The sequence below is a fragment of the Agromyces sp. NPDC127015 genome (assembly GCF_042725165.1).
Lineage (GTDB): Bacteria > Actinomycetota > Actinomycetes > Actinomycetales > Microbacteriaceae > Agromyces > Agromyces chromiiresistens.
Genome location: NZ_JBHXDI010000003.1, coordinates 557,862 through 578,304 on the forward strand (window position 1 = coordinate 557,862; position 20,443 = coordinate 578,304).

General features: G+C 69.7%; 23 protein-coding genes and 1 pseudogene. 11 read left to right on the forward strand and 13 right to left on the reverse strand.

Features of this window, described 5'->3' with window-relative positions:
• The 4 genes from ACFWGP_RS11975 to ACFWGP_RS11990 form a co-directional block, all read right to left on the reverse strand.
• Nucleotides 1-1,359: a low temperature requirement protein A gene (locus ACFWGP_RS11975; protein ID WP_376931010.1), complete on the reverse strand. Its 1,359-nt coding sequence runs from the start codon at nucleotides 1,357-1,359 to the stop codon at nucleotides 1-3.
• Between the two features lie 71 nt (nucleotides 1,360-1,430).
• A complete protein-coding gene (locus ACFWGP_RS11980) occupies nucleotides 1,431-1,898 on the reverse strand; it encodes a hypothetical protein (RefSeq protein WP_275506359.1) in 468 nt (155 codons plus the stop codon).
• A 60-nt stretch (nucleotides 1,899-1,958) separates the two neighbouring features.
• Nucleotides 1,959-2,732 carry a PspA/IM30 family protein gene (locus ACFWGP_RS11985; RefSeq protein WP_231431925.1) on the reverse strand — a complete coding sequence of 258 codons (774 nt, stop codon included), beginning with the start codon at nucleotides 2,730-2,732 and terminating at the stop codon, nucleotides 1,959-1,961.
• A complete protein-coding gene (locus ACFWGP_RS11990) occupies nucleotides 2,729-3,382 on the reverse strand; it encodes a hypothetical protein (protein ID WP_376931011.1) in 654 nt (217 codons plus the stop codon). Before ACFWGP_RS11990 ends, ACFWGP_RS11985 begins: the two co-directional genes overlap by 4 nt.
• Before the next feature lie 290 nt (nucleotides 3,383-3,672).
• Here ACFWGP_RS11990 and ACFWGP_RS11995 point away from each other — a divergent pair, with 290 nt between their 5' ends.
• From ACFWGP_RS11995 to ACFWGP_RS12010, 4 genes are all read left to right on the forward strand, one after another.
• Nucleotides 3,673-4,146, forward strand: coding sequence for a DUF6069 family protein (locus ACFWGP_RS11995; protein ID WP_376931012.1), 474 nt, complete (start codon nucleotides 3,673-3,675; stop codon nucleotides 4,144-4,146).
• Between the two features lie 56 nt (nucleotides 4,147-4,202).
• Entirely contained in the window at nucleotides 4,203-5,369 is a 1,167-nt protein-coding gene (locus tag ACFWGP_RS12000) for a sensor histidine kinase (protein ID WP_376931013.1), read from the forward strand.
• The gene (locus ACFWGP_RS12005; protein WP_275506363.1) at nucleotides 5,366-5,980 is read left to right on the forward strand and encodes a DNA-binding response regulator; all 615 of its coding nucleotides are present in this window, start codon (nucleotides 5,366-5,368) and stop codon (nucleotides 5,978-5,980) included. The genes ACFWGP_RS12000 and ACFWGP_RS12005 overlap by 4 nt, the downstream gene beginning before the upstream one ends.
• Before the next feature lie 126 nt (nucleotides 5,981-6,106).
• Nucleotides 6,107-6,289 carry a hypothetical protein gene (locus ACFWGP_RS12010; RefSeq protein WP_376931014.1) on the forward strand — a complete coding sequence of 61 codons (183 nt, stop codon included), beginning with the start codon at nucleotides 6,107-6,109 and terminating at the stop codon, nucleotides 6,287-6,289.
• Here the strand turns inward: ACFWGP_RS12010 and ACFWGP_RS12015 are convergent.
• Nucleotides 6,286-7,233 carry an EamA family transporter gene (locus ACFWGP_RS12015; protein WP_376931015.1) on the reverse strand — a complete coding sequence of 316 codons (948 nt, stop codon included), beginning with the start codon at nucleotides 7,231-7,233 and terminating at the stop codon, nucleotides 6,286-6,288. The genes ACFWGP_RS12010 and ACFWGP_RS12015 overlap by 4 nt on opposite strands.
• A 73-nt stretch (nucleotides 7,234-7,306) precedes the next feature.
• On the opposite strand from ACFWGP_RS12015, the gene ACFWGP_RS12020 reads away from it, so the two are divergent.
• Both ACFWGP_RS12020 and ACFWGP_RS12025 read left to right on the forward strand, forming a co-directional pair.
• A complete protein-coding gene (locus tag ACFWGP_RS12020) occupies nucleotides 7,307-8,281 on the forward strand; it encodes a LysR family transcriptional regulator (RefSeq protein WP_376931016.1) in 975 nt (324 codons plus the stop codon).
• Nucleotides 8,278-8,856: a VanZ family protein gene (locus ACFWGP_RS12025; protein ID WP_376931017.1), complete on the forward strand. Its 579-nt coding sequence runs from the start codon at nucleotides 8,278-8,280 to the stop codon at nucleotides 8,854-8,856. Before ACFWGP_RS12020 ends, ACFWGP_RS12025 begins: the two co-directional genes overlap by 4 nt.
• 60 nt (nucleotides 8,857-8,916) lie before the next feature.
• On the opposite strand, the gene ACFWGP_RS12030 is transcribed toward ACFWGP_RS12025, so the two are convergent.
• The 4 genes from ACFWGP_RS12030 to ACFWGP_RS12045 form a co-directional block, all read right to left on the reverse strand.
• Nucleotides 8,917-9,264: a hypothetical protein gene (locus ACFWGP_RS12030; protein ID WP_376931018.1), complete on the reverse strand. Its 348-nt coding sequence runs from the start codon at nucleotides 9,262-9,264 to the stop codon at nucleotides 8,917-8,919.
• A gap of 100 nt (nucleotides 9,265-9,364) precedes the next feature.
• Nucleotides 9,365-9,955, reverse strand: coding sequence for a hypothetical protein (locus ACFWGP_RS12035; protein ID WP_376931019.1), 591 nt, complete (start codon nucleotides 9,953-9,955; stop codon nucleotides 9,365-9,367).
• Nucleotides 9,956-10,160: 205 nt separating this feature from the next.
• The gene (locus ACFWGP_RS12040; protein WP_376931020.1) at nucleotides 10,161-11,597 is read right to left on the reverse strand and encodes a DUF222 domain-containing protein; all 1,437 of its coding nucleotides are present in this window, start codon (nucleotides 11,595-11,597) and stop codon (nucleotides 10,161-10,163) included.
• A 245-nt stretch (nucleotides 11,598-11,842) separates the two neighbouring features.
• Nucleotides 11,843-12,235 carry a hypothetical protein gene (locus tag ACFWGP_RS12045; RefSeq protein WP_231431915.1) on the reverse strand — a complete coding sequence of 131 codons (393 nt, stop codon included), beginning with the start codon at nucleotides 12,233-12,235 and terminating at the stop codon, nucleotides 11,843-11,845.
• A gap of 566 nt (nucleotides 12,236-12,801) precedes the next feature.
• Here ACFWGP_RS12045 and ACFWGP_RS12050 point away from each other — a divergent pair.
• On the forward strand, nucleotides 12,802-13,185 hold the full coding sequence (locus ACFWGP_RS12050; protein ID WP_376931021.1) for a hypothetical protein: 384 nt from the start codon (nucleotides 12,802-12,804) through the stop codon (nucleotides 13,183-13,185).
• A 21-nt stretch (nucleotides 13,186-13,206) separates the two neighbouring features.
• Here the strand turns inward: ACFWGP_RS12050 and ACFWGP_RS12055 are convergent, their stop codons facing one another.
• Nucleotides 13,207-13,602, reverse strand: coding sequence for a hypothetical protein (locus tag ACFWGP_RS12055; RefSeq protein WP_376931022.1), 396 nt, complete (start codon nucleotides 13,600-13,602; stop codon nucleotides 13,207-13,209).
• Nucleotides 13,603-13,855: 253 nt separating this feature from the next.
• Between ACFWGP_RS12055 and ACFWGP_RS12060 the strand changes: the two genes are divergently transcribed.
• From ACFWGP_RS12060 to ACFWGP_RS12070, 3 genes are all read left to right on the forward strand, one after another.
• Nucleotides 13,856-14,728 carry a hypothetical protein gene (locus ACFWGP_RS12060; RefSeq protein ID WP_376931023.1) on the forward strand — a complete coding sequence of 291 codons (873 nt, stop codon included), beginning with the start codon at nucleotides 13,856-13,858 and terminating at the stop codon, nucleotides 14,726-14,728.
• Nucleotides 14,715-15,665: a hypothetical protein gene (locus ACFWGP_RS12065; protein ID WP_376931024.1), complete on the forward strand. Its 951-nt coding sequence runs from the start codon at nucleotides 14,715-14,717 to the stop codon at nucleotides 15,663-15,665. The genes ACFWGP_RS12060 and ACFWGP_RS12065 overlap by 14 nt, the downstream gene beginning before the upstream one ends.
• A 93-nt stretch (nucleotides 15,666-15,758) precedes the next feature.
• Nucleotides 15,759-18,332 carry an ATP-dependent Clp protease ATP-binding subunit gene (locus ACFWGP_RS12070; protein WP_376931025.1) on the forward strand — a complete coding sequence of 858 codons (2,574 nt, stop codon included), beginning with the start codon at nucleotides 15,759-15,761 and terminating at the stop codon, nucleotides 18,330-18,332.
• 114 nt (nucleotides 18,333-18,446) lie between these two features.
• Here the strand turns inward: ACFWGP_RS12070 and ACFWGP_RS12075 are convergent, their stop codons facing one another.
• Both ACFWGP_RS12075 and ACFWGP_RS12080 read right to left on the reverse strand, forming a co-directional pair.
• On the reverse strand, nucleotides 18,447-18,821 hold the full coding sequence (locus ACFWGP_RS12075; protein ID WP_376931026.1) for a hypothetical protein: 375 nt from the start codon (nucleotides 18,819-18,821) through the stop codon (nucleotides 18,447-18,449).
• A 131-nt stretch (nucleotides 18,822-18,952) separates the two neighbouring features.
• A complete protein-coding gene (locus ACFWGP_RS12080; protein WP_376931027.1) occupies nucleotides 18,953-19,633 on the reverse strand; it encodes a hypothetical protein in 681 nt (226 codons plus the stop codon).
• Between ACFWGP_RS12080 and ACFWGP_RS12085 the strand changes: the two are divergent.
• Nucleotides 19,633-19,797: pseudogene (locus ACFWGP_RS12085) on the forward strand (hypothetical protein); the annotation flags it as partial. The gene ACFWGP_RS12080 and the pseudogene ACFWGP_RS12085 sit on opposite strands and share 1 nt — an antisense overlap.
• A 105-nt stretch (nucleotides 19,798-19,902) precedes the next feature.
• On the opposite strand, the gene ACFWGP_RS12090 reads toward ACFWGP_RS12085, so the two are convergent.
• A complete protein-coding gene (locus ACFWGP_RS12090) occupies nucleotides 19,903-20,247 on the reverse strand; it encodes a hypothetical protein (RefSeq protein ID WP_231431909.1) in 345 nt (114 codons plus the stop codon).
• Nucleotides 20,248-20,443: the final 196 nt, after the last annotated feature.

Sequence of the window (20,443 nt, forward strand, 5' to 3'; positions counted from 1 at the left end):
TCAGGTGGATGCCTCGGCCGCGTCGGCCTCGGCGTGCCGGGCGGCGATCTCGGGCTCGAGCAGGTGCCGCTTCGCGGCCTGCAGCGTGTGCGAGTACCCGACGAGCTCGTGCCCGACGACCTCGATCACGCACGAGAGCGACACGAGCCCGATGACCGTGACGAGGGCGGTGAGGTCGCCACCGGGTTCGAGGTCGATCGGCGCCCCGGCGTCGACGACCGTGGCGATGACGACCGCGGCCACGAGCGGCACGAGGTTCGCGATGAAGAGCGGCACGTGCGTGAAGTCCATGGAGTGCATCAGCACGCTCCAGATGAGGAAGACGAGCACGACCACGCACGCGACCGGCACCGCGAGCGCGAGGGTGATCTGCAGCAGGCTGAGCTCCTGGTGCTCGACGCCGACCGCGGCGACGTGGAGTCCCGCGCCGACCGCCGCGATCGCGCCGAAGAGGGGCAGGTGCACGTACCGCCAGCCCCAGGTGCGTTCGGGCCAGCGCTCGAGGATCGTGCGCGACGGGACGAGGTAGTACGCCCACCAGAGCCCGGCGGCGATCACGAGCCCTGCGGCGACGATCGCGACCGCCGCGATCGACCATCCCTGCTCAGCGACGAGAGCGCCGACGGCTGCGACCGTTCCGGCGATGACCTCGCCGATCGTGATGAGGGTGAGCAGTCCGAATCGCTCGGCGATGTGACCGGCGTTCCACGGCGCCCGACCGAAGCGGCGCTCGAGCACGACCGGCGCGATGAGCTCGGCGGTCGCGAGCACGACGATCGCGGTGATGGTGGCGCCCGTCGGGATGCCGGGGATCGTCGTGAGCAGCCAGCCGACCTGCGCGACCGCGATCACGGCCGCGTACGCGAGGGAGGTTCGCCGATGCGCCGGGTCCTCGCGCGCGGCGCGCAGCCAGAGCGCGATCAGCGGGACGCGCATGACGATGTAGCCGGCGACGAGCAGCATGTTGTTCGGGCTGGCTCCGTGCGCGGCATCCTCGAAGCTGACGGGCAGGCCGAAGATGAAGATCACGACCCCGACCATCTGCGCGACGACGGCGGCCCGCACGAGCGCGTCGTCGTTGTCGTAGGCCGACGAGAACCAGGTGAAGTTGAGCCACGCCAACGACACCCCGAAGACCGCGAACAGGTACGCGCCGATGCCCGGTCCGACCTCGCCGACGAAGAGCGCGTGCGCGAGCTCGTCGGCCGCGGCGGCGAACGCGATGACGTACGTGAGGTCGTAGAGCAGCTCGAGCGGGGTGACGGCACGATGCGGTTCGTCGGGGTTGCGGCCCCGCATGGGGCGCAGGCGATGCCTGAGGTCGAGCCTGAGCTGCGCAGTGAGGGACGGCGTCGTCATGGGGACATGATGCGCCGGTGCGCGCCGCGCGTCGAGACCCTCGGCTTGCTCCGTCGGTCGAATCGCGCCGGCTAGGGCGTGATGTCGATGTCGACGTTGCCGAACGTGAACGGGATCGTGAAGGGCTCGCCCGGGCCCGGCGGCTCGAGCGGAATCGCGAAGAACGAGACCATCGTCAGCGCCGCCCAGGCGAGCGTGCCGGCGATGATGATGTCCACCGCGCGGTCGATGATGCGCAGGGCGGATGCCTCGGAGCGGCCAGGCCGCAGCACGAGGGTGATCGCGACGATGACCGTCACCGCGATCGCGATGAACACGATGGGGCTCGGATGCAGGGTGAGGTTCACGCACGCCGAGTCGGCGGCGGCCTCTTCGCTCACCGCGTCGAAGCAGCCGCCCTTGCTCGCCGTTCCGAGGATCGAGTACCCGAGCGCGGCGCCCAGGGCCGAGAGGAGCATTCCCCGGATGCGGCCGATGATCGTCGCGCCCGGCAGGGGCGAAGCGACGCCGGCGGGTGTTCGGTCGAGCGTCTCGGACATCCGGTCTCCCTCGGTTCGGGCTACCGGCATCATGGCAGCGGCAGGCGCCGCCTCGCTACCTCAATTCGTGCTCGACCCCTGCCCGATGCCCAGCCACCCGTCGGGGCCTTCGCGATGCTGCTGCGAGGAGGTCGCGCCCGAGCCATCCTTCATCGCCTGCAGTTGACGGTCGACCTCGGCCTTCGCCGAGAGCGTCGCGAGCTGCCGCTCGATGTCGGCGTCGGGGGCGGCGGTGAGGTCTTTGAGCGCCCCGCTGGCGAGCAACTCGTCGGTGGCGGCGGCGCGCGCCTGCATCTGCGCGACTCGATCCTTCGCCCGGTCGAGGCTGGCGCCGACGTCGTTGATGCTCGCGCCGATGCCGGCGACCGCCTCGTTCGCCTTCACCTGCGCCTCGGAGGCGGTGTAGGTGGCCTTGATGGTCTCCTTCTCGACGCGGAACGCGGCGACCTGCTCGGAGAGCTGGCGCTCGCGTTGCTGCAACTGCGCGGTCTGCTGCTGCAGCGCGGAGTACTGGTCCTGCAGCTTCGAGACCTGCGACTCGAGCAGCGCACGGCGCTCGAGGGCCGCCCGGGCGAGGTCTTCGCGCCCCTGTGCCATCGCCTCGCGGGCCTGCTCGCCGAGTCGCTGGAAGCGGGCGCCCATCTCCTGCCCCTGCAGGTCGATGCGCTTCTTCGCCGTCGCCACGTCGGCGACCGCCTGACGCACCTGCTGCAGCAGCTTCACCTGCTGCTCGTAGCTGTCGTCGAGGGTCTCACGCGGGTCCTCGATCTTGTCGAGGGCCTTCTTGGTCTTGCTGCGGAAGATGGTGCGGACGCGCGAGGTGTTGTCGCTCATGGTCGGGTCTCCTTCAGGTCGAACGTCTGACGTGGTCGGCGTGCGGGCGTGCTCTGGGGGTGACCCGGCGGCCGGGTCGGGGCGACGCGTTCTTCGCGACGGTTGAGCCGCTGCAGCTCGTCGACGCCGACGGCGAGGGCGGCGACCTCGCGTTCCATGTCGGCGTGCAGGGCGCTGAGCGTGTCGTCGGTGGAGCCGGAGAGACCGGATGCGACGGCCGAGCGCAGCCGGCGCACGAGCCCCGCGACCTGGTCGACACGATCGGTGGCGAGCGGAAGCTCGGTGGCGAGCACGGCCTGGTCGGTCTCGCTCTCGAGCAGTCGCAGCTGCAGGCCGAGCGCCTCGCCCTCGGTCTTGATGCGGCGGAAGAGCCGCGGCAGTTCGCCGTGCCCGCCGGCGCTCTGCGCGGCGAGGTCGATCGCGGCCTGTCCGCTGTCGAGGGTGTCGCCGAGTCGCACGCGCAGGGCGAGCACCTTGCGGCGCGGGCCGTGGCTGAAGCCGGCACGGGTGCGCAGCGCTGTGGCGGCGACCGCCCTGTTGCGGCGGATGCGCCGGTAGACGGCTCGCACGACGAGCGCGACCGTCGTGATCGCGACCGCGACGAAAATCAGGAACGCGATGAAGATGCCGAGCAGGACCTCCACGATCACCACCCCCCGTCGGCATGGTCGTGGCGGTCGGGCGCGGTGCCGCGCCGTTCGAGATTCAGGTTCATGGCCCCCGCCTTCGTCCAGTTGCGAGGCGGCATCCTCACCGCATCGCAAACGCGATATAACGCAATTTACGCTCGACTCGGCCGAAGCCCTAGCGCTCCCTGCGAATTCGGAGCGTGGGCGCCCGTCGCGTTCGGGCGGTTGAGCGAGCGAGCCGCCCGCAGCGCACGCACAGTCGTGACATTCGTCTCTGCCGAGGCCCGACGCCGATTCGTAGCGTCGAAGGCATGAACACGACCACACCAGCAGTCCAGCCGAACGCCGTCGCCGACCGCATCGGTGTCGACGCCCCGCCATCCCGCCGCCGGCTCGCACGGGCGGCGACCGTCGCCGTCGCGATCGTCTCGCCGCTCATCGTCTGGGTCTTCGCGGTACCGCTCGCCGGACTCGACCTCGTCGCCGGTTCGGGGACGACCGCGCAGACGATCACCCCGGTGTCGATCGTCGTCGCGGGCCTCTTCGCGGGTCTCGCCGCGTGGGGGTTCCTCGCGCTGCTCGAGCGATTCACCCGGCTCAGCGCCCGCATCTTCGGCATCGTCGGGTGGACGATGCTCGCCCTCTCGCTGCTCGGCCCGATCGGGGCGGGCGGGTCTGGGGCGGTGATCGTCGCGCTCATCGCGATGCACCTCGTCACGGGTGCGACGCTCATGGTCGGACTGCCGATCGCCGCCCGGCGCCGCCCGACCGCGACGGAGCTCTGAGTAGATTGGCTGACGGACCGAGCCCCATTCGGAGTCGAACCGGGATGCGTGACGTGATGACGACGATCGATGAACCGCAGCCGACCCCGCGGACCGCGGCGTGGCTCGCCTACCGCCCGGCCGCGTGGCTCGCGCTGATCGCGGCGCCGCTGCTGCTGGTCGCCCCGTTCGTCTCGGCGATCGTCGCCGGCGATGCGGCGCGCGCCGCGTACGTCGTGCTCATCGGCGTCGCGTTCGGATTGGCGGTCTCCCGCCCGTTCGGGGCGGGTCGTCGCCCGAGTGCCGCGACGGAGCTCGCCTTCGTCGCCCTGCTGCTGCTCTGCGCCGGCTACTTCTTCCTCCAGCAGGGCGGTCAGGCGCTGCTGTTCCCCCTGCTCGCGGTGGCCGCCTCGCTCGCCGTCCGCCGGCGGTGGGCGATGGGCGTGGTCGGTTCGATCGCGGCGACGGGTGCGCTCGCCGTGGGGTTCGAGTCGTGGTCGCTCGAGGCGGCCGTGCTCGTCGGGTTCGCCGCGTTCGCGGGCGGTGCGGGCAACTACCTCGTGCAGTACTACGTGGCGCTGGCCCACGAGCTCGATCGCACCCGCGAGCGGCTCGCCGTCGCGGCCGTCGGCGAGGAGCGGCTGCGGTTCTCGCGCGACCTGCACGACCTGCTGGGGCACTCGCTGTCGGTGATCGCGGTGAAGGCCGAGGCGGCGCGCCGCCTGATGACCCCGGATCCGGATGCCGCGGCCGAGCACATCTCGGACGTCGAGCAGATCGCGCGCGAGGCGCTCGGCGAAGTGCGTTCGGTGGTGGCCGGTTCGCGGTCGGCGAGCCTCGGCGACGAGGTGGCGAACGCGCGTCGCACGCTCGAGCAGGCCGGGGTCGCGACATCCGTGACCCTGCCCGACCGGCCGCTGCCGGTCGCGGTCGATGCCGTGCTCGGGTGGGTCGTGCGCGAGGGTGCGACGAACGTGCTGCGCCACTCGGTGGCGCGCGAGTGCGTGATCGCGGTCTCGGTGGTCGACGGCCGCGCGATCGTCGACGTCTCGGACGACGGGCCCGGGCGGGCTGTTCGCGCGGTGTCGTCGACGGACGCGGCAGGATCGACCTTCGTGCCCGGCAACGGGCTGCGCGGACTCCGCGAGCGCGTCGAGGCCGCCGGTGGCGAGTTCGCGGTCGAGGTCTCGCCGTGGTTCCGTGTCACTGCTGTCGTGCCCCTCCCCGGGGAGGCGGGACGGTGAGCGGGGCGACGACCATCCTCATCGCCGAGGACCAGCGCATGATGCGATCGGCGCTCGCGACCCTGCTCGAGCTCGAGCCCGACCTCACGGTCGTCGGCGCGGTCGAGCGCGGCGACGAGGTGGTGGCCGCCGCCGAGCGCCTGCATCCCGACGTCGTGCTGCTCGACATCGAGCTGCCGGGCGCGAGCGGCCTCGACGTGATCGGGCCGCTGCGGTCGGCGGTGCCCGGCTGCCTCGTCGTCGTCGTGACGACGTTCGGCCGGCCGGGCTACCTCGCGCGGGCGCTCGCTGCGGGGGCGAACGGATTCCTCGTGAAGGACGACCCCGTCGAGCAGCTCGCCGCGGCGATCCGGCGGGTGCGAGCGGGGGAGCGGGTCGTGGACTCGAAGCTGGCCGCCGAGGCGCTCGGCGTGCGCGACAACCCGCTGACCGCGCGCGAGGCCGAGGTGCTGCGGGCCTCGGCCGATGGGGCGACGATCCACGACATCGCCGAACGGTTCTTCCTGTCGACGAGCACCGTGCGCAACTACCTCTCGAACGCGATCGGCAAGCTCGACGCCCGCAACCGCATCGAGGCGCTCACGATCGCCCGCGACCGCGGGTGGTTGTGAGGAGCACTTGGTCGGTCGAGTAGCGCGGAGCGCGTATCGAGACCAACCGCGCGAGCGGCGATCTGGGTCATCGTCGAGCGAGATGATCCGCCGCACGGGGGAGGCCGGCCCCCGCGGCGTGCCAGCATGATCGGGCGCATGAGCGAAACGATCTTCACACCGGGAGCCGAGGTGGTCACGCCGCGCGGACGCGGCCAGGTCGTCGATGTGCGCGCGACCGCCTCGGGCAAGTTCGTCTTCGGGATCGAGGATGCCGATGGCGAAGTGAGCTACTTCACCGAGAAGGGGCTTCGGCTCGCGAGAACCTAGTGCGCGTGCCCTCTGACGGCTGACGACGAGGATGCTGCGACCGGTTCGGGCGCGGCAAGCGCCCGCTCTGCGCGCCGCCGCACCGGCGCATTCGCGATGAACACCCCGGCGACGAGCACGAGCCCGCCGACGGTCTCCCACACGTTCGGGATCTGCCCCAGCAGCAGCGCCGCCGACGCCATCGCCACGACGGGCGCGAGCAGCACCCACGGCACCACCGACGCCGAGCGGTTGCGCGCGAGCAGCGCGTTGAAGATCGCGTAGCCGACGAGGGTGCAGAGCCCGGCCGTGTAGAGCGTCGACACGACGGGCCGCCAGCCGAACGCCGCGATGCCCGCCGCGATCGCATCGGGCCCCTCGATGAGCGCCGACAGGCCGAGCGCCGGCAGCGGAACGACGAGCGACGACCACACCGTCAGCGACAGCGCGCCGAAGCGCTTCGCGGGCGCGACCGGGCCGGCCTTGCGCGAGATGACGTTGCCGATCGCCCACGAGAGCGCGGCGAGCAGGCACAGCACGACCGCGATCGCCGGCGCATCGCCGCCGCGACCGAGCGCCACGACGCCGAGCCCGACGGTGCCGACGAGCACGCCGATCGTCTGCATGCGGCTCGGGCGCTCGCGCAGGGCGAGCGCCGCCACCACGATCGTCAGCACGACCTGCGCCTGCAGCAGCAGCGCCGCGATGCCGGGCTGCAGCCCGAGCGCGATCGACGTGTAGAGCAGGGCGAACTGGCCGAGGCTCATGAAGAGGCCGACGCCGACGACGGTCTTCCAGCTCGCGAGCGGGCGGGGCACGACGACCACGGCGAGGGCCACGACCGCGAAGCGCACGGCGACGAAGAACAGCGGCGGGATGCCGGCCATGCCCCAGTCGATCACGACGAAGTTGAAGCCCCACATCGTCGCCACCAGGGCGGCCAGCAGCATGTCGCGTCTCGTCATGGAACCAGCTTCGCGCCGAGGCATCCGGAAACACCAGCGATCATTTCTGCTCTCGATTCGGTAGCATCCGTACATGATCGATCTCGAAGCCGTGGTCGCGCTGCGCGCCGTGGCCACCAACGGAAGCGTCGCCGCCGCGGCCGACGCGCTCGGCTTCACGCCGTCGGCCGTGTCGCAGCAGATCAAGCGCCTCGAGCGCGGCACCCGCGTCGCCCTGCTCGAGCGGGCCGGCCGCGGCGTCGTGCTCACCGACGCCGGGCGCCACCTCGTCACGTCGTCGGCGACCGTGCTCGCCGACCTCGAGCGCCTCGAGGCCGACCTGCACCTGGCCGGCGGGGTGAGTGCTGCCGACGGTGCGCCCCGCCGGGTCACGGGCGAAGTGCGCATCGGTGCGTTCTCAACCGCCGTGCGAGGCATCCTCGTCGATGTGCTGCCGCGCCTGCGCGCGGAGCACCCCGAGCTGCGGGTGCCGATGCGCGAGAGCGAGCCGTGGGAGACCATCGCGCTCGTCGCGTCGGGCCAGCGCGACCTCGGTATCGTGCACCGGTGGGGCGGGGTCGCGCTCGCGATGCCCGATCACCTCGTCGAGACACCCCTGTTCACGGATGTCGCGGACGTGATCCTGCGGCGCGACCACAAGCTTGCGCTCGCCGGGGTCACTGAACTGACGCCGGCCGACCTCGCCGACGAGGAATGGATCGCGACGTTCGACTCGACCATCTGCCGGCAGTGGCTGCGGCGCCTCTTCGACGGCGTCTCGAACGCGCCGCGGGTCGTGCACGAGTCGATGGAGTTCGAGAACCACCTCGAGCTCGTGCGGGCCGGACTCGGGGTCGCGCTCGTGCCGCGGATGGGGCGGCCGGAGCTGCACCCGGATCTCGTGGCGATTCCGACGGTTCGCCCGGCGTCGACGCGTGGGGTGTCGGCGGTGCATCGGCGGAGCCAGGCGGACTCGCCGGCGCTGCAGGTGGTGCTGGATGCGGTGCGCGAGGTTGCGACCGCCGGGCTCGGCGGTTCCCGAGGCTCGCAGCGAGAGAATGCCCTGTGACCTCTTCGAACCAGCCGCGAACGAACCGAGGCCGCGGCATCCTCATCGTCGCGTTCGCGGTGTACCTTGCGCTCCTCGCATGGGTGGTGCTGTGGAAGCTCGACGTGCCGTGGATCGGCGAAGCCGCAGGCCTGGCCCGGCCGATCAAGCTGGTGCCGTTCGTACCGGCCGGAGACGACGGGGCGAGCAAACCGGCTGAGCTCCTGATCAACCTCGCGCTCTTCGTGCCCTTCGGGCTGTTCGCCGGAGCCCTCGCGCCGGCCTGGAAGTGGTGGAAGACCGGCCTCGCCGCGCTTGCCACGAGCCTCGTGCTCGAGACGGTGCAGCACGTCATCTCGACGGGCAGCTTCGACACCACCGACCTCATCGTCAACACCGCCGGCGCACTCATCGGCTGGAGCATCTTCGTCGCCGTGCGCCGCGTCGCAGGCGAACGCACCTCGGTCGTCATGTCACGCGTCTGCGTCGCTGTCTCGGCCCTTTCGCTCGTCGCGGTGATCGCTTTCGTTGCATCGCCGCTGGAGTACGGCCCGCAACGGGACGTCGTCGTGGAGGGTTCGAACCCGACGCCGTAACCGGCGCGGGGCGGCTCAGCCCACGGCGCGGCCGTGCTCCGCGCGCTCGGCCGACAGCGATCATGGAGTGATGAGGCTCAAGCTCGCGACGCACGCGGCGACTCCTCCTAGCGCAAGCCCGAGTCCCACCCAAACCAGCGGATATCGGGAATCACGCACCGCAGCAATGATCCCAAACACCACACCGGTAATCGCAAGTAGCAAGGCGACAACGTAGACCAGTAGGGCTACGACAACGATCATCATCCAGATCCAGGTCATGTCGACGTCCGTGTGCACGTCCAGATACAACGATGCGATCAGGGCGGCGAGGAACAGCACGACAAGGGACAACGAGCCGAAGGTGACCGAAACGACGGAAACGGAAACCGGGCTAGCCCGAGTGGGCCCGTTTTCAACGACGTTCATTGAAGAACCATAAGCGTCCGAACCTTTCGTTGGGCACCACCGAACAGTTGTTCAGTCGGGCTCGAACCGGGAGGCCGGCCAATCCGCGAGCGTGAGCGGTCTAGGCGGGGTCGATGCGCAGCACCGGCGCCGATTCGCCGACGGTGAGGTCGTCGACGATGCGGATGTCGCGTGCGAGGTCATCGACCGCACCGATGACGGTGCCGAACCGTTCGCGGTCGCTGCACACGGCGGTGACGGTCACGAGGTGCGTGCCGAGATCCCAGGTGTACGTGGCGAACGGCGGGCGACCGCCCGGCGGAAGCGGCATGGCGAGCTTCTCGCCCAGGCCGAGGTAGGTGCCGCGGAACTCCTCGGTGTCGTCGTACTCGATCGGCATCGAGGCCCGCGCGATGCGGATCTCGGGGGTCGCCGCCTGAACCTGGGCCATCACCACGAGCAGGTCGGGCTCGGCCTTCCAGACCCAGACGAGCACCCGCCCCGCCGCCTTGCGCATCAGCAACGGCACGGCCTGACTCAACGCCCACGCGCTGAAGCCGCCGCCGCGCTTCGAAGGCTCGGCGCTCGGCCCCTTCGCCTGCGACAGCAGCATGCCGATCGCCTGCTTGCGGGCGCGACGGCCGCGGAATCCGAGGGAGTCGGTGACGGGCACCCACTTGGATCGATCGGGTTCAGCGTGGAGACGGGGCACGCTTCCAGCCTAGGAGGGACTCCTGTGCGGTGGGCGAGCGTTGGCGTCCGCCCGGGTGGCGCCGGGCCGGGGTCCGCCGACGCGTCGTGCAGACTGGGGGCGCACGAGCCGCGCAGCGTGCGGTCAGGCCTGCCCGGTGGCGCTGGGCGGGCGGCAACCCATGCGCCGCGCGAGGCGGGCGCCACGAACCGCACCGCGCGCGCGGTCAGGCCGCCCGACCGTCGCGCAGCTCGAATCGTGCCCGGCCGCCGAGCCGCGGCAGTTGATCGGGGTCGATGTGCGGCGGCGGGATGAACCACACCTCGCTCGGGCTCGCATCGATCCGCCAGCCGTCGCGGTGGATGCGGTGGTGGCAGAAGCTGCACAGCATCACGCCGTTCGAGAGGTCGGTCGGGCCGGTATCTCGCTCCCACCAGCGGATGTGGTGCGCCTCGACGTAGGCGATGTTCTGGCCGCACGAGGCGCAGCCGCCGTCGCGCTCGCCGAGGGCGAGACGCTGCGCCTTGGTGAAGAGCCGGGCCGCCCTACCGAGGTCGAGCGGGAGGCTCTCGCCGCCGAGCACGGCCGGGATGACCTCGGCGTCGGCGGCCATGCGACGCACGGTCGACGCCGGGACGGGCTGGTCGAGCCCGTCGATGTTGGCGTGCCCGAGGCCGCTCACGAGCGTGTCGAGGTCGACGCGCACGACGACCGTGGTCTTCGCGAGGGGCGTGAGGGTCTGGGTGCAGCCGAGTGTGTGGCGCGCGAGCGCGGCGAGTGCGTCGGCCTGGATCTGCGGGATCGAGCGGTCGTCGTCGACGACGGGCGCGTGGTCGCCGTCGACCGGCCGACGTCGGCGCAGCGCATCGCTCACGAGCGCCTCGATCGCGGCCTTGACCGGCGCGGCGCTCTCTGGGTCGAGCCGGGCCTGCAGGTGCACCATGCCGTGGCGGTCTTCGCGCATCGTCAACGAGCGCTCGGTGCGGAGTTCGTCGTCGCGGGGTTCGACGCCGTCGGGGTCGAGCCTCGCCTCAGCCTCGCGGACTCCGCGCAGGAGGGTCTCGAGCGGAACCTGCGCCGCCAGCTCGACGAGCGCCGCTTCGACGACATCGATTCGAGAGGCGTCGGCCCTCGCCCACGCCCGGTCGAGCATCGAGGTGATCGCGGATGCCGCGTCGAGACCGATCGCCGCCGTCGCGAGCGCAGCCGCCACGTGCGGATGCCTCGAGGGCGCCCGCTCGCCGCTGAAGGTGTGCCGCTCGGCGGTGGCGGTGCCCACCGCGATCAGCCGCTGCGCGTCGGTGCGCGATGCCCCGGTGGATGCCGCGATGAGCCGGGTCGGATTGTGGAACCCCTGCGCCTTCGCGAGCCCGGTCTCGCCGAACTCGGGCCCGGAGCGGCGCGCGACCTCGGCGGCGACCCGGGCGAGCACGGCGTCGATGTCGCGCCGCGTCTTCGCGAGGGCGTCGGTGACCCGGATGAGACCCGGGTCGCTCATCTGCTCGAGGTCGAACTGCGTCGAGCCGAAGCTCGCGCCCCACGCCGGCATCGCGCCGGTCCACGCCTCACGGAGACTCGCCACCTCGCGCTCGAGGGCGGCCAGCGCGTGCAGCGCGGCCTGCGCCGCGGGTGCGGTGTGCCCGGGTGGCGAGGTCTCTTCCATGGTTCAATCCTGTACCCACCCACTGACATTCGAGATCGCTGGAAATCAGTGATGATCTGGGATTCTGCCTGTGGATAATCGACGTACACGTGGCCCTGTGGAGGAGAAGTCGCGCGCCGTGGCATCCATCATTCGGCGTTGCAACGCGATTGCCGGGTGCGAGCGTCACTCGGACTCCGAGGCTGGTCAGGAGCGGCATCCGCCCGCTTCGGAGGCGAGTCGGCGATGATCGCATCCTTCGCCGCTCATCGGGTGCTCCCACCCGTGGTGCCGGGCGAAGTCGCGTTGGTCATGTAACCGAAGGAAGAAGGGGTGTAGGCGAAGGTTCCGTACGCCTCCGTCGGCACCTCGACGGTGAAGACTCCGTCGGGGTGGTCCAGGCCGTCGTAGAAGTCCCCGTAGACGAGCAGCGCCTCGGCCACGAGTCGCTCGGCAGCGCGTCGTTCCTCATCATTGGCGAAGCGGTATCGGGAGGTGCCGGCCTGCTCAGCGGCGATCGGGCTCGTGCCGAAGCCAGAGACGCGACCGACGAAGCGCTTGCCGGCTTCGGCGGCGACGGGCTCGAGCTCGTATTCGAACGGGATCACCCGCTCGCCCCACACGAGCTTCATCAGCCGGATCGCTTCGTACGCGCGCATGCCGAGGGGTACGAGCGCGGCATCTCGTTCTCGATCGACGACGCGGCGTTTCCGAGGCCGCTCGGGATCCGGTTCGATCACGAACACAGGGCGCTTCTCCATTCAATCGTCGACGATGACGGCAGCGAGCATCGCCACCGTCGCTTCAAGCGAAGGGTCCGGGTCAGTCGAAGCGGAGACGTCGGCTTCACGTGAGCCTATCGACGCCGTTCTCACGGCGTACTCCCCAGTTCGCGGGAGTACGAATCAGGGCGACGAGCCCGCATGACCTGTCACGATGTGCCGGCATGGGCCGGGGGGCGAGGGGGCGTCGGCTCTCGATGTGGACGCTCGTGGCCGAGCGTCTCGCCGAGTCGACCACCGGCGTCGCGCAGGAAGCAACTCGGGAGCCGGTGCCTCCGCTCGCGACCGAACGCCGTGAGCGCGGGCCGATGCGGATCGAAGGGAACGTCAGTTCGCCGGTGGCGTCGGTGGCGTCGCCGACTCAGGAGGCGGGATCAATGCGTAGTGCGGCAGCTTGAGCGCAGTCAGCCCGAAGGGCCTCATGGGGCTGCAAGATGGGAGATGTGGCGAATCCGATTCCGCGCTCGCTGACCAGCCGTGAGCGTGCCTTCCTCGACGCGCTCGTCGAGCCCGAGTTCCCCGGCGCAGTCGAACTCCGTCGGCAGGCGGCAGCCGTTGAGGTCAGTGGTGGCTGTGCCTGTGGGTGCGCCTCGGTCGACTTCGTGCTTCCCGCTGTCCGACCCGGGATGCGGATCATCACCGAGGCGATCCACCGCGACGGGACCGGGGAGGTCATTCTCTTCACACGTCACGCCCACACCGGCCAGGAGGTGCTCGCCGGTATCGAGTGCTTCTGGTACGAGGGCGACAGCATGACGCAGCTGCCCCCGCCCAGCGAGTTCGAGATCAGGGCGTACGATCCCGATCGCCGCGGCGTTCGCGACTGATCTCGAGACGGCTAGTCGTCGCTACATCATCGACTGCAGCAGCTGCGTGGCCTTCTGGTTGTCGCTCGTCGCGAGCACGACGCGGTTTCGGGATGCCACGTAGACGAGCGAGATGTTGATGCCCGCCTCGGCGAGGGCGCGAGCCATCCCACCGAACACGCCAGGTGTGTCGAGGTCGGGCTCCGGCAGCGCCGGGCTGACGATGACGTCGGTCTCGGCATCGATCGCGATGTCGGCCTTCTCGAGCGCCGCCCTGGCGCCCGCGACGTCTTCGACGAGGATATGGACGGCGCCCCGACCGCCCTCCATGAGCGCGCAGAGGCCCTCGATGTTGACGCCCGCGTTGCCGAGCGCCTCGCCGAGTCGAGCCCCCTCGCCGGGCTGATCCTCGAGGGTGACCAAGAGATCCTTAGCCATGACGGCACCTCCTTCTCGGGATGCCTTAGGTCTACGCCGGTGGGGGTGGTGCGTCAACGGCTAACGGCGAGAGCAAGCGCACGGTGCCTACGTAGCGCACGTGCGATGTCGATGGATGCGAGCATCTTGTGCCGGCCGCCAGTCCGCCTTGAGCGAACATGGAAGAATCTTCCGTTCGTCAGTCCAAAATGTCGGATTCTACTGGTAGTTTTTCCAGCATCCGCCGGGGGGCGGGGCGAGAGGGGATGGGATCATGACGGACGCACAGGCAACTGAGCGCGCAGAAACCGCAGACGCTAGCGTAAAACTGCGCTCTAAGAACGGTGTGCCCAAGGTGGGGCTCGCGGCCATCGACGACCAGGCGCAAAAGATCTGGGGGTCGGCGCGGAAGAGTGAAGTCGCCCCGGTAATCGTTGCGCGTGCTTTGACCGGTAGGCCCGACTCAAAGGCGAGTGGCGGCACCTGGAACACTCGCATCGGCGCTCTCCGACTGTTCAGGGTGGTTGAGAACGGCGCGAATGGGACGCTCCGACTCACGCCCCTTGGTATGGCGCTCTCGAATACAGCAGACGAAGCAGGTCACGGCCGTGCGCTCAAGGAAGCGGTGCTGGGCGTTCCGGCCTATGCGAGCGTGCTGACTCGCTACGACGGCGGCCCTCTCCCGGAGGCAAGCATCATCGCGAGCGAGTACGAGTACAGCTACGCGTTGGGGAAGAGCGATGCATCTGCTGCGGCAACACTGTTCATTGACAGCGCTTCGTACGCGGGCCTCGTCGACGAACAGGGCGTAGTCAACTTGGGCGGGCTGGTCGCACTGCCTGAACTGGAGACGGAAGAAGCCATCACGGCTTCGCCGCAGGCGACTCCGGATTACCGGCCTGTGTCTCTTCCGCCTGCGGCACCCGCCGTTGGGCCTGAACCTGAGGCCGCTCCGCCAACCCCACCGCCCGCAGTCATCCAGACGCCCGTGATAGCGCCGACGCGGGAGGTGATCCCGGGCTCCGGCTCTGGCTCTGGATCGGTTGGAGTGACGGTGAAGCTCGACATGAGCGCCTGGCCTGTTGACGATGTGCTTCGTGTCCTCGCGGCACTTGGATACGAGAGCACGCCCGGTGAGCCCGACTGACGTTGATGGCTATCTGCTGTTCAGCTACGCGCAGGAGCAGGTTCTCGCCGGGATCCGGGAGGTCGGTACGGGCCGGTCGGTCGCCGAAGGTGACCTGTCACGACTGCTCGAACTGTCCGGGTTGACCGAACCGATTGAAGGTGACGACTCGAAGTTGTCCGAGGCGGGGCTCGATCTGTACCGGGCTGCGTTCGTGGTGCGTGACGCCCAAGCCACCAAGCGGCTGCTGGGGCAGGCCCTTCGATCCCTATTGCCTATCCAAGTGATCGCTCAGGAGCTCGGGAACTCGGCCGCGATCCCCGAGGACGGTGTTATTAGCCTGCTTGCGCTCCACCGTGTGGTTGACGCCGACTTCTCGGTTGATGACGCGAGGTCCACCTTCCGTTGGCTGAATGACCTGGGGGTTGTTGTGTACTCACGTCAGAAGAAAACTGTGCGGTTCGTGCCCGACGACCCCGGGGCCGCTAAGGCAGGGGAAGTCGCGAAGCTAAGCGCGATGATCTCCCCGCGAACCCCGTTCTCGAATGTGGCTCGACTTAGGCGAGTTCTTCGGGGCCAGACAGGGACTGTCACTTGGGCGGACCAGCACTTCGGGGCCCGCGCCTTTGAGGAACTCGTTGATGAGCTGGACCCGTCCAAGGTTGCGGAGCTCCGCATCATCTCGGGGAGCGCCCAAAATGTATTGTCCGCGAAGAGCTACCGCGACTATCTCCGATTCCAAGAGGAGATGACGACCAAGGGGATCAAGGTGGAATGGCGGGTTGATCCCACGCGTGAGTGGCACGACCGCTGGCTGGTTGACGCTGACAACGCGTTCAACGTCCCTCCCGTGAACAGCCTCTTCGCCAATCAGTACTCGGAGATTCTCCCTAGCGACGAACGGCCTCCTGTAGAAGAGTGGTGGGCTCGGTCAGCCCCTCGCACACCGCCTCCGTAAGCACCCCCTCGCCGTCGGGGGCACTCGGGAATAGAGAGGTTTCAGGAGCGTTGAACTTGAGCGAACCACACTCAACTTCAACCAGGAGGCCAGGTGCCCAACGACTTCAACGAGGCCGGCGCAAGCTCGTTCGACGAGTTCCTCGCCCGATACCTCGCGGGTGAGCAGGCGCGACAGGCGCGGTCGATCGACCTCAGCCGGTTCCTTACCGCGCGCACCCAGAGCATTCTTCAGCAGGCCGGGCGCTTCGCCCTCGAGCGCGGGCAGACCGAGCTCGACGCCCTGCACATCCTGCGCGTGATCGTCGAGGACGAGAGCGTGCAGCAGGCGATCCGCCGCGTCGGGGCGAGCCCCGAACGCATCATCACGGCGACCGAGGCGCGTCTGCCCGCGGCATCCGATGTCGCTGACATCAATGCGGCGACGATCACGCCGTCGGCCAGCCGTGCGCTGTTCCACAGCTACCAGGTGGCGCGGTCGAGCGGGTCGACGTACATCGACCCTGAGCACCTGTTCTTCGCACTCGTGCTCGGGCAGGATGCGCCTGCGGGGCAGGTGCTGGCTCGGGCTGGGGTGACGGCTGAGGCGCTGACACAGGGGATGCGTGGCGACTTCGAGACCCAGGGCGACGGTGAAGGTGGTTTCGATACGCGGCCTCCTTCGTCGGGCGCTAATCAACCGACCGAGTCGGAGACTCCGATGCTCGACAAGTTCGGCATGGACCTCACCGAGCGCGCCGCGAACGGCGAGCTCGACCCGGTGATCGGCCGTGCCGACGAGATCGAGCAGACCATCGAGATCCTGTCGCGCCGCACGAAGAACAACCCCGTGCTCGTCGGTGAGGCGGGCGTCGGCAAGACGGCGATCGTCGAGGGCCTCGCCCGCGCGATCGTCGAGGAGAACGTGCCCGAGGCACTGCTCGGCAAGCGGGTCATCGCGCTCGACCTGCCCGGCATGCTCGCCGGCACCCGCTACCGCGGCGACTTCGAAGAGCGTCTCACGAAGACGATGGAGGAGATCGCCGCCAACACGGGCGAGCTCATCGTCTTCATCGACGAGGTGCACACGGTCGTGGGCGCCGGTGGAGCGGGCGACGGCGGCATGGACGCCGGCAACATCCTGAAGCCGCGCCTCGCGCGGGGCGAGCTGCACCTCGTGGGCGCGACCACGCTCAACGAGTACCGCAAGATCGAGAAGGACCCGGCGCTCGAGCGCCGCTTCCAGCCCGTTCGCGTGGGAGAGCCAAGTATCGAGGACGCCGTGCTCATCCTGCAGGGCCTGAAGCCCGCGTACGAGGAGCACCACGGCGTCGAGTACACGGATGCCGCGATCCGCGCCGCCGTCGAGCTCAGCGACCGCTACCTCAGCGATCGCGTGCTGCCCGACAAGGCGATCGACCTCATCGACCAGGCCGGCGCGCGCCTCCGGCTGCGTCTCGGCGTGAAGGTGGATGTCTCCGCGCTGCAGTCGCGACTCGGCGAGCTCGAGGCGGAGAAGAACGCCGCCGTGCGCACCGAGCACTACGAGGAGGCGTCGCGCCTGCGCGACGAGATCTCGAAGGTGCAGGCGAAGCTCGACGAGGTCACCGAGCAGGGCCGCGCCGCGGCATCCGATGCCACCGTCATCGACGAGGCCGAGATCGCCGCGGTGATCTCGCGGGCCACCGGCATCCCGGTGAACCGCCTCACCGAGACCGAGCGCGAGCGCCTCGCCGACCTCGAGGGCGAGCTGCACCAGCGCGTCATCGGGCAGGACGACGCGGTCGCCGCGGTCGCCAAGGCCGTGCGCCGCAACCGCACCGGCATGGGCGACTCGCGTCGGCCGGTCGGGTCGTTCCTGTTCCTCGGGCCGACGGGTGTCGGCAAGACCGAGCTCGCGAAGGCCCTCGCCGACCGCCTGTTCGACGACGAGACCGCCGTGATCCGCTTCGACATGAGCGAGTTCGGCGAGCGGCACACCGTGTCGCGGCTCGTCGGCGCCCCTCCCGGATACGTCGGCTACGACGAGGCCGGCCAGCTCACCGAGCGCGTGCGGCGCAACCCGTACTCGATCGTGCTGTTCGACGAGATCGAGAAGGCGCACCCCGACGTGTTCAACCTGCTGCTGCAGGTGCTCGACGACGGACGCCTCACCGACGGCCAGGGCCGCACGGTCGACTTCCGCAACACGGTCGTCGTGATGACCTCGAACCTCGGCAGCGAGTTCCTCGCGTCGCGGTCGGGTGCGCTCGGCTTCGTCGCCGGCGCGGATGCCTCGGGCTTCAGCTCGGCCGACGACGTGCGCCAGCGCGTCATGGGCAAGGTGCGCGAGGCCATGCGCCCCGAGTTCCTGAACCGCATCGACGAGATCGTGCTGTTCCAGAAGCTCGACCAGCCGCAGCTCGCGCAGATCGTGAAGCTCATGCTGGGTGCGACCGCGCGTCGCCTCGCGTCGCGCGAGGTCGGCTTCGAGGCCACGGATGCCGCGGTCGCGCTGCTCGCCGAACGGGGCTACGAGCCCGAGTACGGTGCGCGGCCCCTGCGCCGGGTCATCCAGCGCGAGGTCGACGACCGCATCAGCGACCTGTTCGTCTCCGGCGCCCTCGGCGACGGGGGAGCGGTGCACGTCGACGCCCGCGACGGGGAGTTCGTCGTCACGGCCGCCGGCCTCGTGCCGATGGCGGCGTAACCCGCCACCGCTGGTCGAGGAGCGCCCGACGAAGTCGGACGCGTCTCGAAACCCGGTGACCCGATCTGCAGAACCGAACGCCCGGCCCCTCGTTCCCCGAGGGCCGGGCGTTCGTCACCATTCGGCGCCGGCCGCCCGTGCCGCGAATGCTGCCGCCGCCGCGCGATTCGTCGGCGCATGGGGCGAACGATACGTCGCCCGACTGACCTCGTACTCGATCTCGAAGGCCGATCCGAGTTCGCGACCCAACCGACGCGCGAGCTCCCGCAGCGCGAGCTCCGCCTGGCGGCGAAGATCGGGCGATCGCCACTCGTAGTCCTCATCGCGGCCGGTCTCGTGGAGGCTGCCCCAAGCACGGAGGTCGGCGACCAGAGCGCTGCTCAGTCGGCTCTCGTCGTAGTCGACGGGATCGGGGAACCACACGACCGATTCCGCGAAGTCGTAGAAGATTCGCACGACCTCGGTGTCGTAGCGGTACTTGCCGGCCATGATGCGAGCCTACGGGTCACATGGTTTCGGTACGCGTGCTCCTTCGTCGCTCGCTAATCAACCGGCGGGGGCGGTTCGATACGCGTCCGACTTCGTCGGGCGCTGCTCAACCAGCGGGTGGGCGGCGCTCCTCAAGCGGTGGTGGCGGTGAGTTCGGCGAGGCGTGCCATGCCGGGGCGGGCGTGCGCCTGCATGCGTTCGAGCTCGTCGTCGAGCTGCGACGAGTGCGGCTCGCCGGGCGGGATGCGCGCCGGGTTCATCGCCACCGTCGATGCCCACGCGGCGATGTCGGGCGCCGCACCGAATGCCGCCGCGTTGCGGGCACCCACCACCGTCATCCGCACCCAGGCGGCCATCGAGTCGGGGTAGGGCGACGGCGCGGCGAGCCGGTTCTTCTCGTCGTCATCGGTGCGGGTCGCCTCGACGCAGCCCGCGAGCGCCGCCCCGAAGCAGGGGAACCCCGACCTGATCGGCTGCAGCGTGATCTCGCCGGGCGACCAGATCGGCACGAGCGGCCGGTTGAGCAGGCCCTCGCCCGCGCAGTGCACGACGACGGCGTCGTCGGCGGTCTCGATCGAGCCGTCCTCGAACTCGATCCGTCGTCGTTCGACGCGTCGGATGTGGCCGAGCCGCACGACGTGCTCGATCGAGCGCAGCAGCTCGAGCTCCCACATCGCGAGCGTCGGCGCCCGGGCCATCGTGGGCATCACCGAGCGGTCGACGCGCAGCATGATGCCCGCATCCTCCAGGTGCAGGAAGAAGTCGTCGAGCGAGGCCGACGACTCGGCCGCCTCGAAGACGTCGGCGACCATACGGTGCGCGGCCCCTGCGCCGGGTCATCCAGCGCGAGGTCGACGACCGCATCAGCGACCTGTTCGTCTCCGGCGCCCTCGGCGACGGGGGAGCGGTGCACGTCGACGCCCGTGACGGGGAGTTCGTCGTCGCGGCAGCGGGTGTGGTGCCGCTCGCGGCTTAACCACGTCTGCCGGTCGAGTGGCGACGAAGGAGCGTATCGAGACCTCCTGAGGGGTCTCGATACGCTTCGCTACTCGACCGGCCGCGACTCCAGGAGCAGAAGAAGCTAGGCCGAGTCGGCGTCGGACAGGTCCTCGATCGCGCACGGACTCGTCCCGTCGAAGAGCACCCCGATTCCGTACGGGTCCGCGATCTCGAGCCGTGACTCCGCGAACCGGAGCATCCAGCTGCCATCAGCCCAGATCACCGCCTCGGGTTCACCGAACGGCGGTTCAGCGCCCTGCAGAGCCAGGAGCTCGACGTCGCTCAGCCTGTATTCCGGTTCACCGAGTCGCTGCTGCAGATACTCGGCGGCGAGATCGGTGAACTCGTCGAATCGCGCCACCACGACAGCGGCGAGCTGCAACACGCCCTGCTCAGGCGAGGCAGCCGGCTCGATGACGATGCTCACCGATCGATCATCGTCCCCGCCTGCGGAATCGAGGGTCGCCGTCCAGCATGCGATCGAATCGGGCGAGTCGATGCGTGCGAACTCGGTTCCGGCGATGTTCAGATGGGTGGGAATGTCGGGCACCGACCCAGTCAATCACCCAATAGGCACGGCGACGCCCCACCTCGATCGAACACCCGGCCCTCGTGATCGAGGA

Coding starts and splice junctions, on each gene's coding strand:
- ACFWGP_RS11995 (WP_376931012.1), top strand. CDS start 3,673: ATGAACACGACCACACCAGCAGTCCAGCCGAACGCCGTCGCCGACCGC.
- ACFWGP_RS12075 (WP_376931026.1), bottom strand. CDS start 18,821: ATGGCCGGCAAGTACCGCTACGACACCGAGGTCGTGCGAATCTTCTAC.
- ACFWGP_RS12030 (WP_376931018.1), bottom strand. CDS start 9,264: ATGAACGTCGTTGAAAACGGGCCCACTCGGGCTAGCCCGGTTTCCGTT.
- ACFWGP_RS12060 (WP_376931023.1), top strand. CDS start 13,856: ATGACGGACGCACAGGCAACTGAGCGCGCAGAAACCGCAGACGCTAGC.
- ACFWGP_RS12080 (WP_376931027.1), bottom strand. CDS start 19,633: ATGGTCGCCGACGTCTTCGAGGCGGCCGAGTCGTCGGCCTCGCTCGAC.
- ACFWGP_RS12045 (WP_231431915.1), bottom strand. CDS start 12,235: ATGCGCGCGTACGAAGCGATCCGGCTGATGAAGCTCGTGTGGGGCGAG.
- ACFWGP_RS11975 (WP_376931010.1), bottom strand. CDS start 1,359: ATGACGACGCCGTCCCTCACTGCGCAGCTCAGGCTCGACCTCAGGCAT.
- ACFWGP_RS12010 (WP_376931014.1), top strand. CDS start 6,107: ATGATCGGGCGCATGAGCGAAACGATCTTCACACCGGGAGCCGAGGTG.
- ACFWGP_RS12000 (WP_376931013.1), top strand. CDS start 4,203: ATGACGACGATCGATGAACCGCAGCCGACCCCGCGGACCGCGGCGTGG.
- ACFWGP_RS12020 (WP_376931016.1), top strand. CDS start 7,307: ATGATCGATCTCGAAGCCGTGGTCGCGCTGCGCGCCGTGGCCACCAAC.
- ACFWGP_RS12040 (WP_376931020.1), bottom strand. CDS start 11,597: ATGGAAGAGACCTCGCCACCCGGGCACACCGCACCCGCGGCGCAGGCC.
- ACFWGP_RS11980 (WP_275506359.1), bottom strand. CDS start 1,898: ATGTCCGAGACGCTCGACCGAACACCCGCCGGCGTCGCTTCGCCCCTG.
- ACFWGP_RS12055 (WP_376931022.1), bottom strand. CDS start 13,602: ATGGCTAAGGATCTCTTGGTCACCCTCGAGGATCAGCCCGGCGAGGGG.
- ACFWGP_RS12015 (WP_376931015.1), bottom strand. CDS start 7,233: ATGACGAGACGCGACATGCTGCTGGCCGCCCTGGTGGCGACGATGTGG.
- ACFWGP_RS11985 (WP_231431925.1), bottom strand. CDS start 2,732: ATGAGCGACAACACCTCGCGCGTCCGCACCATCTTCCGCAGCAAGACC.